Genomic DNA, 15,681 nt, shown 5'->3' on the forward strand with positions numbered 1-15,681 from the left:
AGTAGGGGCCAGCCGCTTGAGCCGCAATGTCTGATCAACAGACGCACACCACCCAGCAGCCTGTGGTGATCCGCCAGGGAGGAAGTGGTCTGGGCAGCGTGATTGCGGCGCTGATCCTGGCTGCTGCCGCCGTTTATGCCATCAACGTCTGGTCGACGACCAAGAAAGACACATTCCCCGCCAAGAACATTGAGCAGGGGATTGAACGGGTTAAGGATGCCGCTGGCAAGGCGATCGAGTCGCGCAACTGACCAGCAGCATTGTCATTGATGTTGGAGTGATGTTGAGGGCCGGCCTCCCTCAGGAGACGCCGGCCTTTTCCTTCGACTCGGAACCTTTGGAGTTCCCCTTCTTGGATTCGCCAGCCTGAGCCTTGATCTGCTGGGCCGCTTCCTCCGCCAGGAAATCACCGTCGGAACGGCCAACGGCCGAAGGCACAGGGTTGTAGACGGATGGAGCAAGAGCCTCGCCCCGGATCAGGCTGCCCAGGGTGCGGAGGGTGAGCTTGATCTGCTGCCAGGGGTTCATCATCACCACCCGTTTGTACAGATAGCTGTCAAACGTCAGCTTCTGCACGTCCTTGTCGTCGCACATCTCGACGAAGGCTTCCCGGGCAGCGTCGTTGCGATAGAAGATTCGCTGCAGGATGTCGAGCACCGCATAGGTGGCACCGTATTTGCGGTCCCAGCGCTTGAGGTAGGTCGACTTGATCTGCTTTTCAGTGGGGATGGAGGCACCGTTGTTGGAGATTTCCACAATCGCTTCGGCACACATCCGTCCGCTCTTGGCAGCGAAATAAATGCCTTCCCCGGAGCTCTTGGTGACGTAGCCCGCTGCATCGCCCACCAAGGCCATGCGGCCCACAACCCGGCGCGGACGAGGGTGCTCAGGAATCGGGTGGGCTTCCACCTTGATCACTTCGCCCTGGAACAGGCGCTTGTTGGCCCGCTCACGAATGCCCCTTTGCAGACCCTTGATCAAGCTCTGGTTCTGCTGCATGGTTCCCGTTCCCACGGCCACGTGGTCGTATTTGGGGAACACCCAGGCATAGAAGTCGGGAGAGACGTCTGTTCCGACGTACATCTCAGCCAAATCTTCGTAGTAGGTCATCTCCTCAGCAGGAAGCTTGATCCGTTCCTGGAAGGCGATGGCCACGTTGTAATCCCCGGCGTCCATGGCTTTCGCCACCCGGGAATTGGCGCCATCGGCACCAATGATCAGATCCACAGCCAGAGTCTTCTGCTCACCGGTGGGGCCACCACCGCTGTAGTCGGCGTAATGAATGGTGTAAGGGCCCTGACGGTCTGCACCGGTGTCGATTTTCTGCACCAGGCCGTTGATCAGGGTTGTGCCCAGATCGGCGGCGCGGTTGCGCAGGAAGGCATCGAACACCTCACGACGGCACATGCCGATGTAGGCGTTTTCGTCGTAACCGAGGGGATCGAGCTTGATGTCCACCTCCCGGTTGGAAGGGGAGATCATCTTCATGTTGCGGACCTTGCGGTCGATGATTTCGTCGGGCAGGTCGAACTCTTCGACCATGCAGAGCGGAATGGCCCCACCACAGGGTTTGGCGTTGTCGAGTTTGCGCTCGAACAGCCAAGTTTCAATTCCCGCCTTGGCCAGAATTTCGGCAGCACAGGAGCCACTGGGGCCACCACCGATCACCGCAACTCGCAACATCTCAGCCCGTCTCCGCTGGATTGTTTTGTGAAGCTATCACTGTCACAACAACCATTGTGGGTTGAGCTGGCTGCTGCCTTTACGATCGAAACAACACGCATCAGCGCCTTGGTTCGGGCCTCCTCTGCGCGACGCATCGAGCGGGAGGACATTCCGGTCGCTCGACGAACACGGCAGCCGCGTCAACGCAAGGGAAATGGCGCAGCTGGCTTGTTGTTCGGGCTCGTTCTCGTCTGTGCCGGAAGCCTGGCTGTGGTGATGCTGGTTCCTACGCTGCTGTCGCAGCGCCAGCCCACGCAGAGCCTTGAGATTTCAGGCTTTCGCGAACGTCCCGACGCCGATGGCCGACTCCTGGGCCACTTCCCCTATGGAGAGGCTGACGCTGATCAACTCATCGTCTTTGAACCGGGGATCGAGCTCAATGTGAAAGCCGCCGCGGCCCTCGACACGATGATGCGTTCCGCCTTGGCTGACGGGATCGATCTGCGACTGCTCAGTGGATTCCGCTCCCTGGCCCTCCAGGAATCGATCTTCTTTGATGTGGCCTCCGAACGGAACCAGACCGCCGAAGAGCGAGCCCAGGTGTCAGCTCCACCGGGCTACTCCGAGCACAGCACGGGTTACGCCGTCGATCTAGGCGATGGCCGTTTTCCTGAGACCAACCTCTCCCAGAGCTTTCAAGACACCGCGGCCTTTCGCTGGTTGCAGGACCATGCGGCGAGATATCACTTCGTGTTGTCCTTCCCTGAGGGCAACAAACAGGGTGTGATGTACGAACCCTGGCATTGGCGTTACGAGGGCAATGCGGATGCACTGCGTTTGTTCGAGCCGGCCAGTCGGTTCTCCAGGCGCGACCCTTGACCGTTCCCGAACTGCTGTCACCTGCCGGCGACTGGGCTGCGATGAAGGCGGCCGCTGCCTCCGGTGCCGATGCGGTGTATTTCGGCGTTGATGCCTTCAACGCCCGCCAGCGGGCTGAGAATTTCCGACTGCAAGACCTTCCTGAGGTGATGCAGTGGCTGCATCAGCGGGGGGTGAAGGGATTCCTCACCTTCAACGTGTTGGTGTTCAGCGATGAATTGGAGGCAGCGGCTCAGTTGCTGATCGCTGCAGATCGAGCCGGCGTGGATGCGGTGATCGTTCAGGACGTGGGGCTGTGTCGCCTGGCCCAGCGGCTGGTGCCGAACCTCTCTTTGCACGGCTCAACCCAGATGTCGATCACCAGTGCCGCGGGGATTGCCCAGGCTGCGGCGCTCGGTTGCCAGCGGGTGGTGCTGGCCCGTGAGCTGGCCCTGCGTGATCTCGAGCGCCTGCAGACACAACTGATCCAGCGGAACCTTGCGATGCCGTTGGAGGTGTTTGTGCACGGTGCCCTTTGCGTCGCCTATTCCGGTCAATGTCTGACCAGCGAATCCCTCGGGCAGCGCAGTGCCAATCGAGGTGAGTGTGCCCAGGCCTGTCGCCTGCCCTACGCAATGGTGGTGGATGGGCAACCCCATCCCCTTGAAGACCAGCGCTACCTCCTCTCGCCCCAGGATCTGGCGGCCTGGGAGCTGCTGCCGGAGTTGCAGCGCATCGGCGTGGCCAGCCTCAAGATCGAAGGGCGTCTGAAGGACGCTGCCTACGTGGCTGCCGTAACCGACGCCTATCGCCAGCGCCTGGATCAAACCCCCGCTTCGGCGCCGCAGGTGCAACGCCAGCTTGAGCTGGCCTTTTCCAGAGGCCTTTCCACCGGTTGGCTTGAAGGGGTGAACCATCGCCGTCTGGTGCATGGCCGCTGGAGCAAGAAGCGGGGCCCGCTGCTGGGGCAGTTGCTGCGGGTGGAGCGGGGTGGCTGGCTGCATCTGCGCAGCCGTGAACAGCTGCATCCCGGGCAGGGCCTTGTGCTGGAACAACTGTCGTCCGATCCTCTGCAGCCGCCTCGGGAGATCGGTGGCCGGATCATGGTGTGTGAGCGGATGGGCGACGAACGCTGGAAGCTGCGCCTGGGGCCCGATCGTGTGGACGGTTCTGGCTTGAGGCCTGGCGCCTCGGTCTGGCTCACCAGTGACCCCGATTGGCAGTCCCGTTGGCAGCGTGCCGCCCGTCGCACGGTGGAGCCTCGGTCCCGGGATCTGGCGCTGCGAGTGTCCGGTCGGCTGGATGCCCCGCTGGAGTTGCACGTGCTTGAGCCCCAGGGATTTGAGCTGAAGCTCTGCAGCACCATGCCGCTGCAGAGCGCTTCGCAGCGCCCCCTTGACCGGGAACGGCTTGAGCAGCAACTGGGACGCCTGGGGGGCACCGGTTGGTCGCTTCAGCATTTGGAGATCGAACTGGAGGGCGATCTCTTTCTGCCCGTGGCGGAACTGAACCGCATGCGCAGGGCTCTGCTGGAGCAGTTGGAGGCCTCAGGGAATTGCAGCACCGATTCAGGGCCTGTCCCTGCAGCCACCAAAACGGCAGACCCAACAGAGCTGCTGGCTCAGATGTGCCCACCAGCTGTCGTTCCCCTCAGCGAGACCAAGCCAGGCTTGGTGGTGCTGGTGCGCAGCCTGGAGCAGCTGCAGGCCTTGGTGGATCTCTCCGACACGGACCTGCCGATTCGCTCGGTGATGGCGGATCTCGAGCAGCCTCGGGAGCTGCGGGAAGCGGTGGCGATCGGTCGAGGCTGCTGGCCAGAGGGTGTATGGCTGGCCGGTGCACGGATCACACGGCCTGATGAACGCTGGTCGCTTGAGCCACTCATTCGGGCCCGTCCTGACGGTTTCCTGGTGCGAAATGCCGATCAGCTGGAGGTGCTCACGCCGCTGGCCCCCTGCATTGGTGACTTTTCCCTCAACACCGCCAACCCCCTGAGTTTCCACTGGTATCGCGACCATTGGGCGCTGCAGCGACTCACGGCCAGTTACGACCTCAACCTTCAGCAACTGCTGGATCTGGCCGCCGCCGTTGATCCAGCGCTGCTGGAGGTCACCCTGCATCAGCACATGCCGTTGTTCCACATGGAGCATTGCCTGTTCTGTGCATTCCTCTCGGACGGCAAGGACCACACCGATTGCGGTCGTCCCTGTGAGAAGCACCACGTCACTCTGCGGGATCGCAGTGGCGTTGAACACCCACTGCGGGCTGATCTGGGTTGTCGGAACACCCTTTTCAATGGGACGGCGCAATCGGGCGTTGAAGCGCTTCCGTCGCTGCTGCGGGCAGGCGTGCGCAGGATCCGGCTCGAACTTCTCGATGAGGATGCCGCTGCGACGCAACGGCGCGTCAGCCTTTACGCCGAGGCTCTGGCGGGTCGGATGGCCACCCAGGAGGTCTGGTCCCAGGAGCAGATCCACCACCAGCTGGGCGTCACCCGCGGCAGCTTGCGCAGCAAGGGTCCGGAGCGCACCAGTCGATTCTCACGTTGAGATAACCTGTCGCACTGCGCCTTTGGCGTTCTTCACAAATACTTACGGTCAGCCCGCATGAGCGCCAACAACAAGGCGATCCGCAACATCGCGATCATCGCCCACGTTGACCACGGCAAGACGACTCTGGTCGATTCGCTGTTGGCGCAGTCAGGAATTTTCCGCGACAACGAGGCCGTCCCCACCTGTGTGATGGACTCCAACGACCTGGAGCGTGAGCGGGGCATCACGATCCTGTCGAAAAACACGGCGGTCACCTACAACGACACCCGGATCAACATCGTTGACACCCCTGGTCACGCCGATTTCGGTGGAGAAGTGGAGCGGGTGCTGGGCATGGTTGACGGTTGCCTGCTGATCGTGGATGCCAACGAGGGGCCGATGCCCCAGACCCGTTTTGTGCTGAAGAAGGCCCTCGAGCAGGGCCTGCGTCCGATCGTGTTCGTCAACAAGATCGACCGGGCCCGGGTGGATCCCGAGACCGCCGTCGACAAGGTGCTCGACCTCTTCATCGAACTCGGCGCTGACGATGATCAGTGCGATTTCCCTTACCTGTTCGGCAGCGGTCTCGGAGGCTTCGCCAAGCCCGACATGAAGACCGACAGCGACAACATGCGTCCGCTGTTCGATGCCATCCTGCGCCATGTTCCGCCCCCGGTTGGTGATCCGGAGAAGCCCCTCCAGCTGCAAATCACCACCCTTGACTATTCCGACTTCCTCGGCCGGATCATCATTGGCCGCGTTCACAACGGAAAAATCAAACAGGGTCAGAACGCTGCGCTGATCAAGGACGACGGCAGCATCAAGAAGGGCCGCATCAGCAAGCTGCTGGGTTTCGAGGGGCTGCAGCGCGTCGAGATCGAAGAGGCGTCTGCCGGTGATCTGGTGGCCGTGGCTGGCTTTGACGACGTCAACATCGGCGAAACCATCGCCTGCCCCGATGAGCCCACCGCTCTGCCGCTGATCAAGGTGGATGAGCCCACTCTGCAGATGACCTTCGTCGTCAACGATTCACCCTTTGCGGGCAAGGAAGGCAAGTTCGTCACCAGCCGTCAGGTGCGTGACCGCCTGCAGCGTGAGTTGCTCACCAACGTTGCCCTGCGTGTGGAAGACACCGATTCACCGGACCGGTTTGCGGTGAGTGGTCGCGGTGAGCTGCACCTCGGCATCCTGATCGAGACCATGCGCCGTGAGGGCTATGAGTTCCAGGTGTCCCAGCCGCAGGTGATTTACCGCACCATCGATGGCACCCCCTGCGAGCCGGTGGAAACCCTGGTGATGGATGTGCCTGAACCAGCGGTGGGCAGCTGCATCGAAAAACTGGGCACCCGCAAGGGCGAGATGCAGAACATGGAAACCAGCGCTGATGGCCGCACCCAGCTGGAGTTCATCGTTCCCTCCCGCGGTCTGATCGGTTTCCGCGGTGAATTCATCCGGGCCACCCGCGGCGAAGGAATCATGAGCCATTCCTTCTATGAATACCGGCCGATGATGGGTGAATTCGACACCCGCCGGAACGGTGTGCTGATCGCCTTCGAAGAGGGAACAGCAACGTTCTATGCCCTCAAGAACGCCGAGGATCGCGGCCAGTTCTTCATCAGCCCGGGCACCAAGGTCTACAAGGGAATGATCATCGGGGAATACAACCGGCCTCAGGACCTCGAGATCAACGTCTGCAAGACCAAGCAGCTCACCAACATGCGTTCCGCGGGTGCTGAGGAACTGGACACGCTGCAAGCACCGGTGCAGATGACCCTGGAGCGAGCGCTGGAATACATCGGTCCCGATGAGATGCTCGAAGTCACGCCCGAGTCGATCCGTCTGCGCAAACTTCCCGGCAAGAAGCCGGCCAAGTCCAAGCGCTGATGCCTCAGGCGGACCCTCGCTTTCAGCAGGGTGTGGAGCTCTTCAATGCAGGTGAGTGGTACGCCGCTCATGATCTCTTTGAGGAGCTCTGGCATGAAACAAGTGATCCGGAACGGCGCAGCCTTCAGGGGATCCTGCAGGTGGCGGTAGCGCAGTTGCACCTGCAACGGGGAAACCGGCGCGGTGCCACGATTCTTTTCGGCGAAGCTCTGGGTCGTCTCAAACGTCCTGGAACCCCGGATCTTGGCTTGGATCTTGCGTCTCTCTGCCGTGCTGCGCAACAGCGGCTCGAGGCGCTTCAGCAGGATGGGGATCCCGAGTCATGCACTGTCCCCGTTCTTGAGTTCATCCGCTGAAGCGCCGGTAATCTCGACGAACTTGGGCAGGTGGTGTGGCAGTGAAAGCAATGCTCCGTTCTCGGGGGCTTCTTTTAGCTCTGCCCCTTCTGGCCGCCCTTTGGCCCTTGGTGTCGGCCCAGGCTCAGCAAACAGCTGACGCAGGCGTCATCACGATTGAGTCCGACCTGCAATCGGCCGACAATGGAACGGGTGTGATCACCGCTAGTGGCAACGTTCGCTTGGTGCACGCCGGTCGTGGTTTGGTGGCCACCAGCCGACAAGCCCAGTACTTCACGGAGGAAGACCGGATTGTGCTGAGTGGTGATGTTGATGTGATCCAGGCTGATGGCAACCAGCTCCGCGCTGATCGGTTTACTTATCTCCTGGACGAAGGTCGCGCGATTGCCAGCCCTGTTCCCGGCCAGCAGGTGTTCAGTCAGTGGTCGCTCACTCCCAGCCAACCCGTGCTCGACGTTCAGGCCGAGACCAACCCGGTGACTCCATGACCCTGGAACTGTCGAATGTCTCCATCACCCTTGGGGGCCGCCAGTTGGTGAAGGGCTTGGATCTGAAGCTTGCCCCCGGCGAGGTGGTCGGCCTGCTCGGCCCCAATGGAGCTGGAAAAACCACCACCTTCAATCTGGTGATCGGTTTGCTCTCCCCTGATCAGGGCGAGGTGACGGTGAACGGTGAGCGGGTCACCCATCTGCCCATGCCGGAGCGAGCCCGGCTTGGTGTGGGTTACCTGCCCCAGGAAGCGAGTGTGTTTCGCAATCTCACGGTGCGTGAAAATCTGGATATCGCACTTGAACAGACCGATCTCAGCTCCGAGCAGCGTCGGGATCGGCGCCAGCAGCTGATTGACGACTTTCACCTCAGCGCGTTCATCAACCGTCTTGGTTTCCAACTCTCCGGGGGAGAACGTCGCCGTTGCGAAGTGGCCAGGGCACTGGCATCGGGTGCCAACGGACCGACGTATCTGCTTTTGGATGAACCCTTTGCCGGCGTCGACCCCCTTGCGGTGGCGGATCTGCAGCTGCTGATCGAGGGGTTGCGCTCCCGGGGCATGGGGATTCTGATCACCGATCACAACGTGCGCGAAACCCTGGCCACCACTGATCGGGCTTACATCCTCAACGATGGTGCGGTGTTGGCCGCAGGACGTTCCGAGGAGGTGGCAGCTGATCCACAGGTGCGTCGTTATTACCTCGGGGAGGGATTCCAACTGTGATTTTGGATCGTCTCAAACGGGCCACCTGGATGCGGCTGGATCTTCTGGATCGTTGGTTGCTCAAGGAGCTGCTTGGTCCGCTTCTGTTCTTCATTGCCCTGTTCACCCTGTTGCTGCTCACGGGTGGCGTGATGTTTGAACTGGTGCGGCAGATGGTCGACAAGAACCTGCCGATCACGATCGCGGTTCAGGTGCTGCTGTTCAGCATTCCGCGTTGGTTGGCCTTCTCTGTGCCGATCGGAACGCTGATGGCATCCCTGTTCGTGTTCACCCGCCTTTCGGCGAACAGTGAACTCACCGCCCTGCGAAGCCTTGGGATCACCACAGTGCGGATGATCAGCGCGGCCCTAGCCCTTTCGATGGTGATGACGCTGCTCACCTTCGTTCTTAACGACGTGGTGGTGCCCCGCAGCCAACGCTATGCAGAGGTCACCCTCAAGCGATCACTGGGTCGTTCCCTCGCCAGTGAGACAGGACGCGACATCATTTACCCCCGTTTCGGGACCCGCTTCGATTCCGAAGGCGAAGAGGACGGTAAGGGGCTGAATCAACTCTTCTATTCGCGCAAGTTTGAGAACGGTGAAATGGTGGATGTGACGGTTCTGGATTTCACCCGATCCGGTTTCACCCAGATGTTGCGTGCGGATCGGGCCATCTGGAATGAGGTCCAAGCCAGCTGGGACTTTCTGGATGGCCAGATTCTGACCTTGGCCGCCAACGGCAGCTCAACCAAGGCCGATTTCGATCGATACGTCTATCCCCTTGGTTCCGGTCCGGTGAGCTTGGCGCGCATTGAGAAAGACGCCATCAACATGACTGTTGCTGAAGCCTTGCAGGCCGAGAGGCTCTACGAAGAGGCCGGCAGCATCAAGGAAGCCCGCAAAATCCGTGTGCGGATCCAGGAGAAGTTCACGGTTCCGATGGCCTGTCTGGTGTTTGGCTTGTTTGGAGCCACCCTCGGCGCTCAGCCCAGTTACCGAAGCAGCCGAAGCTTCTCGTTTGTGCTCACCCTCGGCATCATCGCTGTCTATTACGTGATTGGTTTCAGCTTCAGTTCCCTCGGGGTGAAGGGAACCCTGCCGCCGATCCTGGCGGCCTGGCTGCCTGTGATGTTGTTTCTCGGGGCGGGTGGTCTGTTGCTGAAACAGGCCAGTCGCTGATTGGCCGGGGCAGAATCGACGTGTCTTCAGGAAATGGTGTGCTGAACACGCCCTTTGAGCTGGTCACCAGTCTTGGTTTCGCAGGCTTTGTGTTGCTGCTGGTGGCCATGCCCCTGGCTTTCTGGGCGGTGTCCAGCCAGTCCCGGGCTGGCTTGGTGCGGCTGCTGGTGGCCGTCGCCAACCTTCTGTTCACGGCTCAGCTGATTTTGCGTTGGTGGCAATCCGGCCACTTCCCGATCAGCAACCTTTACGAATCCCTGTGCTTTCTCGCCTGGGCTTGCACCCTCACCCAGCTGCTGGTGGAACGGGCCTGGCCTTCTCCCGTTGTGGCGGCTGCGGCCACCCCCATGGGCCTTGGTTGCATTGCCTTCGCCAGCTTTGCCTTGCCCGATCAATTGCAGTCAGCGGCTCCTCTGGTTCCCGCCCTGCGCTCAAGCTGGTTGGTCATGCACGTGAGCGTGATCATGGTGAGTTACGCCGCACTGCTGGTGGGATCCCTGCTCTCCTTGGCGGTGTTGGTCACCGATCGCGGCCAATCCCTAGAACTGCGGAGCAGTTCCATCGGCAGTGGTGGATATCGTCAGGCGGCCTCGATCGCGAATGGTGGTTCTGTTCAGCTGCAATCGGTTCAGCTGAGCACCAACGAGCAACTCGACAGCCTCAGTTATCGCACCATCACCGTTGGGTTCTTGATGCTTACGGTGGGCATCGTGAGTGGTGCTGTTTGGGCGAATGAAGCCTGGGGCAGCTACTGGAGCTGGGATCCCAAGGAAACCTGGGCCTTGATCTGCTGGCTGGTGTATGCCGCTTATCTGCATACCCGCCTCAGTCGCGGTTGGCAGGGCCGACGCCCAGCTCTTGTGGCTGTTGTTGGCCTTGTGGTGATCGTTGTTTGTTACATCGGGGTGAATCTGCTGGGCATTGGTTTGCACAGCTACGGCTGGTTTTTCTAACCAGCACTTTGTATGAACTCGATAGAGGCTCAACAGCCATCGACCTGACATCCAACAAGGGCACCGCCAACAGCCCCGGCAGGAATCGACCAGATCCAGTTGTCCTTTTTGGCAAGCGCGCCTCCCAAGGCTCCACCTAGAACGCCGCCAGCGAGGGTTCCTTCCAAACAGGAATTGTCGTCCTCTGCTGCGGGAGTCGCCATAACCTTTCGTCCTCCTGACGTTGTCGGTGGATGAGCTGAATGGTTGTGGGCGTGATGCCCCTCCATGTGCTTGTGGCTTTTGCGCCTATGGAAATGCAGGGTCTTGGGGCAGGGCCGTTCGACCCTCTGCTCTCGACTGCTGACGTACCCAGGCTTTTCTCTGGTGCCGGGATGGTAAGTCTCAACATATTGATTCTGGTAGCAAGTCTTCGCCCTTGAATATGTCTTGTTGGCTAGGGCTGGTTCACTCAAGACCGTCATCAACGCGATTCCTGTGAAAAGCCCGGAAAAAACTTTTTTCACAATGAACGGGTTGCTCTGTGATTCATTCTGCCTTCCCGAATAAGAAAGGGTCTGTCAACTTCAGTTGGATCTATGACAGGATGCATCTGGGCATGAACTTATTGCTTTTTGTTTGTTTTATCGTAATGAGTTTTTCCCTTTCGAATCAATCCCCCAGATGAGGGATTGATCCTTTGGTCCAGATCCCCCATTCCAGGGTTGTTTCGCCCGGGTTCAGTTTGTGAAGATGGCCCACCATCAGTGGAAGAGATTCTTGAACTGCATGCCTGCAGCTGCGGATGGAAACCATGGTGGAGATGTGGGTCTGGCAGCGCAAGCGGCCGCCACCAGGGGATCGAGGCCTTACGGACTCTCCCCACCACTCAGGGGGGATCGAGGTCCACTTGGACTCTCCCCCCACGCCAATCAACTCTGGGTTGTGATCACAACCCTCTCCTGTGCACTGGGAATGAACAAATCAGCGCCTGTAGGGGCATCCCTCTCACTGAGATGAGCGACGCTGGATCGTTTGTTGGGAGGTTTCGCTCTCTTCTGCTTCAGAGCGCAGATAACGCTTCCGCTGCGCCGATTCCAGACCAGACAGCAAGACAGCTCGTCTTGAAGGTGCGACCCGCTGAGGCCGATCAAGACCCCGAAGCAGTGGATGGATGCCTCGTCTGCTCATGCTGTTCTCCCAGTTATGCGTGAATCTCGCGCCGTGACCTGTGGTCCATCGCGTAACTGAATAATTCCATGATCTTCAGTCTTGTTTTGTGATCCACGTCACTGATTGGCGTGATGCCCTTCCAAGTTGTTGTTGGCTTCTCAGGACATGCATCAAGCCAACGAGCAAAAAGGAAGGCCACCCCTGCAAAGGGATGGCCTAAACCTTGTTGGCGTTCTTTGAAGCTGAACGAAGCGTCTGGCTGTATGGCTTGTCAGACCAGTCAGGCAGCTTCTAGATCTTGCTCAGTTGGACCGTCGTCACGCATTGGACGCCTCCGACTTCGACTCTCCCAGTCTCCTCCCGAGGAGCTGCTTTGTTCATCCGTATTTCAACTCAGCCGCAGGGAAGAGAGCCTGGGCCTGCCCGTTGCGCAAAGTCAACGGAACTATTGAGCAAGATGTTGAAGGACTGCACCGATATTCATGCTCCCTTTGAGATATCCGGCAAAAGCCAATGCGATCACACCAGCATTCAGCGCCAGGAAGGCGGCAACCAATTTGAACTCATCACTCATCCATTGATTATCGGAGGCCTGTTCGCATCACTGTGGCCATCAAATCTTTGGAGATGTTGAAACTGTTCAAGCGCTGGCTTCTTGCTTGAAGTGCTCATAAAAAAAGCCCGGCACAGGCTGCCGGGCTTTTGGTTGTCAGAGGTCGGTCTGCTGATCAGGCAAGGACTGCTTCCTTGCTGCTGCTGTTGCGGATTCCCTTGATTGCTTCAGCGTAATCGGGCTGGTTGAACACACCGGAGCCGGACACAATCGCGTTGGCACCTGCTTCGATCACCTTCCAGGCATTGCCGGCTTTGATGCCGCCATCCACTTCGATCCAGGGATCGAGACCCTTCTTGTCGCACATGCGGCGTAGGTCGCGAATTTTCTGAACCTGGTTCTCAATGAAGCTCTGCCCCCCGAAACCGGGGTTCACGCTCATGATCAGCACCAGATCGCAGAGCTCGAGGCAGTACTCGAGGGTGTCGATCGGTGTTGATGGGTTCAGGACTGCACCTGCTTTTTTGCCCAGGTCCTTGATCTGAGCCAGGTTGCGGTGCAGATGAGGGCAGGCTTCAACCTGCACGGAAATGATGTCGGCACCGGCTTTGGCGAAGTCGGGGACGTACTTCTCCGGTTCAACGATCATCAGGTGAACGTCCAGGGGCTTCTGGGTCACCGGCCGCAGCGCCTCAACAATCAGCGGTCCAATGGTGATGTTTGGAACAAAGCGGCCGTCCATCACATCCACATGGATCCAATCCGCACCGGCTTCGTCCACGGCTTTCACTTCTTCGCCGAGGCGTGCGAAGTCAGCCGACAGGATCGACGGCGAGATCACCAGGGGCTTGGTGCTCATGGATGAGGGGCGCGAAGTGCCGGGAGATTTTAGGGACTCCTGCAACCACTGATACAGTGAGCCGCGCTCAGACGTCGAGACCCACTGCGGCGACGGCCAACTGCCCGTCCAGGGGATCTCGCCAACCCGTCCCACCTCATCCGGAGTCCCGTGGATCAGACCCTCATTCAGGAAATTCTCGAGATCGTCGAGCAGGCCGCCATCGCTTCCGCCTCGCTCTCCGGCAAAGGCCTGAAGGATGAAGCCGATGCATTGGCCGTTGATGCCATGCGCAAGCGCATGAATCAGATCCAGATGCAGGGCCGCATCGTGATCGGAGAGGGGGAACGTGATGAAGCCCCAATGCTCTACATCGGAGAAGAGGTCGGCACCGGCACCGGCCCCGGCGTTGACTTTGCTGTTGACCCTTGCGAAGGCACCAACCTTTGCGCCTTCAACCAACGCGGCTCCATGGCTGTTCTCGCCGCTTCCGACCGTGGCGGTCTGTTCAACGCTCCCGACTTCTACATGAAGAAGCTGGCTGCTCCTCCGGCAGCCAAGGGCAAGGTGGACATCCGCAAATCAGCCACTGAAAACATCAAGATCCTCAGCGAGTGCCTGGGTCTCCCCGTCGACGAGCTGAACATCGTGGTCATGGACCGCGCCCGTCACAAGGACCTGATCGCTGAGATCCGTGCCACCGGCGCTCGCATCCAGCCCATCTCCGATGGAGACGTTCAGGCCGCCATCGCCTGCGGTTTCGCTGGTACCGGAACCCACTGTCTGATGGGCATCGGTGCTGCCCCTGAAGGTGTGATCTCCGCCGCTGCCATGCGCGCTCTTGGTGGTCACTTCCAGGGCCAACTGGTGTATGACCCTGCGATTGCTCAGACCTCCGAGTGGGCTGACATGACCAAAGAGGGCAACCTGGCGCGTCTCGCTGAGATGGGCATCGCTGATCCCGACAAGGTCTATGAAGCTGAGGAGCTGGCCTGCGGTGAGCATGTTTGTTTCGCTGGCAGCGGCATCACGGATGGTCTGCTCTTCGATGGCGTTAAGTTCGAAAAGGACTGCACCCGCACAAGCAGCCTGGTGATCAGCAACCTGGACAACACCTGCCGCTTCACCAACACCGTGCACATCAAAGACGGCGCCCAGAGCATCGCTCTGAGCTGATCGTCATCAACTGGTTGAGAGGAACGTCTTCATGCATATCTCCGTCGTCGGCCTCAGTCATCGGACGGCACCGGTGGAGATCCGGGAACGGCTCAGCATCCCTGAGCAGACCATGGAGACGTCCCTTCAATCCCTCCGCGGCAATGAGCAGGTGCTCGAGGCATCGATCCTCAGCACCTGCAACCGCCTTGAGATTTACACCCTGGTCCGCAATCCCGACCTCGGCGTGTCTGCTGTCAGCGACTTCCTCAGCAGTCACTCCGGTCTTGAGACAGGGGAGCTGACGCCCCACCTGTTCAGTTACCACCACGAAGACGCTGTCGACCACCTGATGCGGGTGGCGGCGGGTCTCGACAGCCTTGTGCTGGGGGAAGGTCAAATCCTCTCCCAAGTGAAAAAAATGATGCGGCTCGGCCAGGAGCACAAATCCCTGGGTCCGATCCTGAACCGCTTGCTCACCCAGGCTGTTTCCACCGGCAAACGGGTGCGCAGTGAAACCAACCTCGGAACGGGGGCTGTTTCGATCAGCTCAGCTGCCGTTGAGCTCGCCCAGCTCAAGCTCGGTCAATCCCGAGGTCTGGATCAACTGGTCACCCTGGAAAGCGAGCAGATCGCCGTTGTTGGTGCCGGGCGCATGAGCCGTCTGTTGCTCCAGCACCTTCAGGCCAAAGGTGCCTCGGGTGTTGTTCTGCTCAACCGCACCGTTGAACGGGCCGAGCAGCTGTCGGCTGATTTCCCTGATCTCCCTGTCCAATGCCGGCCGCTGACGGATCTGGATCAGTACCTGAGTACCTGCTCGCTGATGTTCACCAGCACCGCCGCCGATGATCCGATCATTGATGCCGCACGTCTGGCTCCTCTGAACCGGCGCAGCAAGCTGCGCTTGATTGATATCGGTGTGCCCCGCAACATCGCTGCGGATGCTGCCGAAGTGGACGGCGTTGAATCCCACGATGTGGACGACCTGCAAGAGGTCGTTGCTCGTAACCAGGAAGCCCGTCAGGCCATGGCCCGCGAGGCTGAGCAGTTGCTTCAGCAAGAAGCGCAGCAGTTCCTCGAGTGGTGGGACAGCCTTGAGGCTGTGCCGACCATCAACCAGCTGCGCTCGTCGATGGAGTCGATCCGTTCGGAGGAACTCCAGAAAGCCCTCAGCCGAATGGGCCCTGATTTCTCAGCCCGGGAACGCAAGGTTGTCGAAGCGTTGAGCAAAGGAATTATCAATAAAATCCTCCACACGCCGGTGACCCAGCTGCGGGCTCCTCAGACCCGTCAGGATCGCCAACAGGCCCTCCGAATTGTCGAACGACTGTTCGATTTGGAAGCTTCTTGAGCTCTTGAGCGA

Annotated in this window: 15 protein-coding genes; 11 read left to right on the top strand and 4 right to left on the bottom strand. The window is 59.8% G+C overall.

Annotation, left to right across the window (positions count from 1 at the left end; all coding sequences use genetic code 11):
- The first annotated feature begins 26 nt into the window (after positions 1-26).
- Complete coding sequence (locus DXY35_RS10255) at positions 27-251, top strand: hypothetical protein (protein WP_244273099.1); 225 nt, start codon at positions 27-29, stop codon at positions 249-251.
- A 49-nt stretch (positions 252-300) separates the two neighbouring features.
- Here the strand turns inward: DXY35_RS10255 and chlP are convergent, their stop codons facing one another.
- Positions 301-1,683 carry a geranylgeranyl reductase gene (gene chlP, locus DXY35_RS10260; protein ID WP_115082206.1) on the bottom strand — a complete coding sequence of 461 codons (1,383 nt, stop codon included), beginning with the start codon at positions 1,681-1,683 and terminating at the stop codon, positions 301-303.
- A gap of 108 nt (positions 1,684-1,791) precedes the next feature.
- Here chlP and DXY35_RS10265 point away from each other — a divergent pair, with 108 nt between their 5' ends.
- The 8 genes from DXY35_RS10265 to ccsB are packed head-to-tail and all read left to right on the top strand — an operon-like array spanning position 1,792 to position 10,620.
- On the top strand, positions 1,792-2,544 hold the full coding sequence (locus DXY35_RS10265) for a M15 family metallopeptidase (RefSeq protein ID WP_115082485.1): 753 nt from the start codon (positions 1,792-1,794) through the stop codon (positions 2,542-2,544).
- Positions 2,541-5,072 carry a U32 family peptidase gene (locus DXY35_RS10270; protein WP_115082207.1) on the top strand — a complete coding sequence of 844 codons (2,532 nt, stop codon included), beginning with the start codon at positions 2,541-2,543 and terminating at the stop codon, positions 5,070-5,072. Before DXY35_RS10265 ends, DXY35_RS10270 begins: the two co-directional genes overlap by 4 nt.
- A gap of 57 nt (positions 5,073-5,129) precedes the next feature.
- Positions 5,130-6,938 carry a translational GTPase TypA gene (gene typA / locus DXY35_RS10275; RefSeq protein WP_114989070.1) on the top strand — a complete coding sequence of 603 codons (1,809 nt, stop codon included), beginning with the start codon at positions 5,130-5,132 and terminating at the stop codon, positions 6,936-6,938.
- Complete coding sequence (locus DXY35_RS10280; RefSeq protein ID WP_115082208.1) at positions 6,938-7,294, top strand: DUF309 domain-containing protein; 357 nt, start codon at positions 6,938-6,940, stop codon at positions 7,292-7,294. The genes typA and DXY35_RS10280 overlap by 1 nt, the downstream gene beginning before the upstream one ends.
- A 50-nt stretch (positions 7,295-7,344) precedes the next feature.
- Complete coding sequence (locus DXY35_RS10285; protein ID WP_115082209.1) at positions 7,345-7,782, top strand: LptA/OstA family protein; 438 nt, start codon at positions 7,345-7,347, stop codon at positions 7,780-7,782.
- Positions 7,779-8,507, top strand: a complete 729-nt coding sequence (gene lptB, locus DXY35_RS10290; RefSeq protein ID WP_115082210.1) for an LPS export ABC transporter ATP-binding protein — start codon at positions 7,779-7,781, stop codon at positions 8,505-8,507. Before DXY35_RS10285 ends, lptB begins: the two co-directional genes overlap by 4 nt.
- The gene (locus tag DXY35_RS10295; RefSeq protein WP_115082486.1) at positions 8,507-9,667 is read left to right on the top strand and encodes an LptF/LptG family permease; all 1,161 of its coding nucleotides are present in this window, start codon (positions 8,507-8,509) and stop codon (positions 9,665-9,667) included. Before lptB ends, DXY35_RS10295 begins: the two co-directional genes overlap by 1 nt.
- A 38-nt stretch (positions 9,668-9,705) precedes the next feature.
- Positions 9,706-10,620 carry a c-type cytochrome biogenesis protein CcsB gene (gene ccsB, locus DXY35_RS10300; RefSeq protein ID WP_115082211.1) on the top strand — a complete coding sequence of 305 codons (915 nt, stop codon included), beginning with the start codon at positions 9,706-9,708 and terminating at the stop codon, positions 10,618-10,620.
- A 29-nt stretch (positions 10,621-10,649) separates the two neighbouring features.
- On the opposite strand, the gene DXY35_RS13300 is transcribed toward ccsB, so the two are convergent.
- From DXY35_RS13300 to rpe, 3 genes are all read right to left on the bottom strand, one after another.
- Positions 10,650-11,084 carry a glycine zipper 2TM domain-containing protein gene (locus DXY35_RS13300; protein WP_115082212.1) on the bottom strand — a complete coding sequence of 145 codons (435 nt, stop codon included), beginning with the start codon at positions 11,082-11,084 and terminating at the stop codon, positions 10,650-10,652.
- A gap of 1,133 nt (positions 11,085-12,217) precedes the next feature.
- Positions 12,218-12,346, bottom strand: a complete 129-nt coding sequence (locus DXY35_RS13210) for a hypothetical protein (protein ID WP_256359521.1) — start codon at positions 12,344-12,346, stop codon at positions 12,218-12,220.
- 154 nt (positions 12,347-12,500) lie between these two features.
- Positions 12,501-13,184 (bottom strand): ribulose-phosphate 3-epimerase, encoded by a 684-nt coding sequence (gene rpe, locus DXY35_RS10315; RefSeq protein ID WP_115082214.1) that lies wholly within the window; start codon positions 13,182-13,184, stop codon positions 12,501-12,503.
- A gap of 150 nt (positions 13,185-13,334) precedes the next feature.
- Here rpe and glpX point away from each other — a divergent pair, with 150 nt between their 5' ends.
- On the top strand, positions 13,335-14,339 hold the full coding sequence (glpX, locus tag DXY35_RS10320) for a class II fructose-bisphosphatase (protein ID WP_006851350.1): 1,005 nt from the start codon (positions 13,335-13,337) through the stop codon (positions 14,337-14,339).
- A gap of 31 nt (positions 14,340-14,370) precedes the next feature.
- Entirely contained in the window at positions 14,371-15,669 is a 1,299-nt protein-coding gene (locus DXY35_RS10325; protein WP_115082215.1) for a glutamyl-tRNA reductase, read from the top strand.
- The last annotated feature ends 12 nt before the right edge of the window (positions 15,670-15,681 follow it).

It is taken from the genome of Synechococcus sp. N32 (assembly GCF_900473895.1).
Lineage (GTDB): Bacteria > Cyanobacteriota > Cyanobacteriia > PCC-6307 > Cyanobiaceae > Parasynechococcus.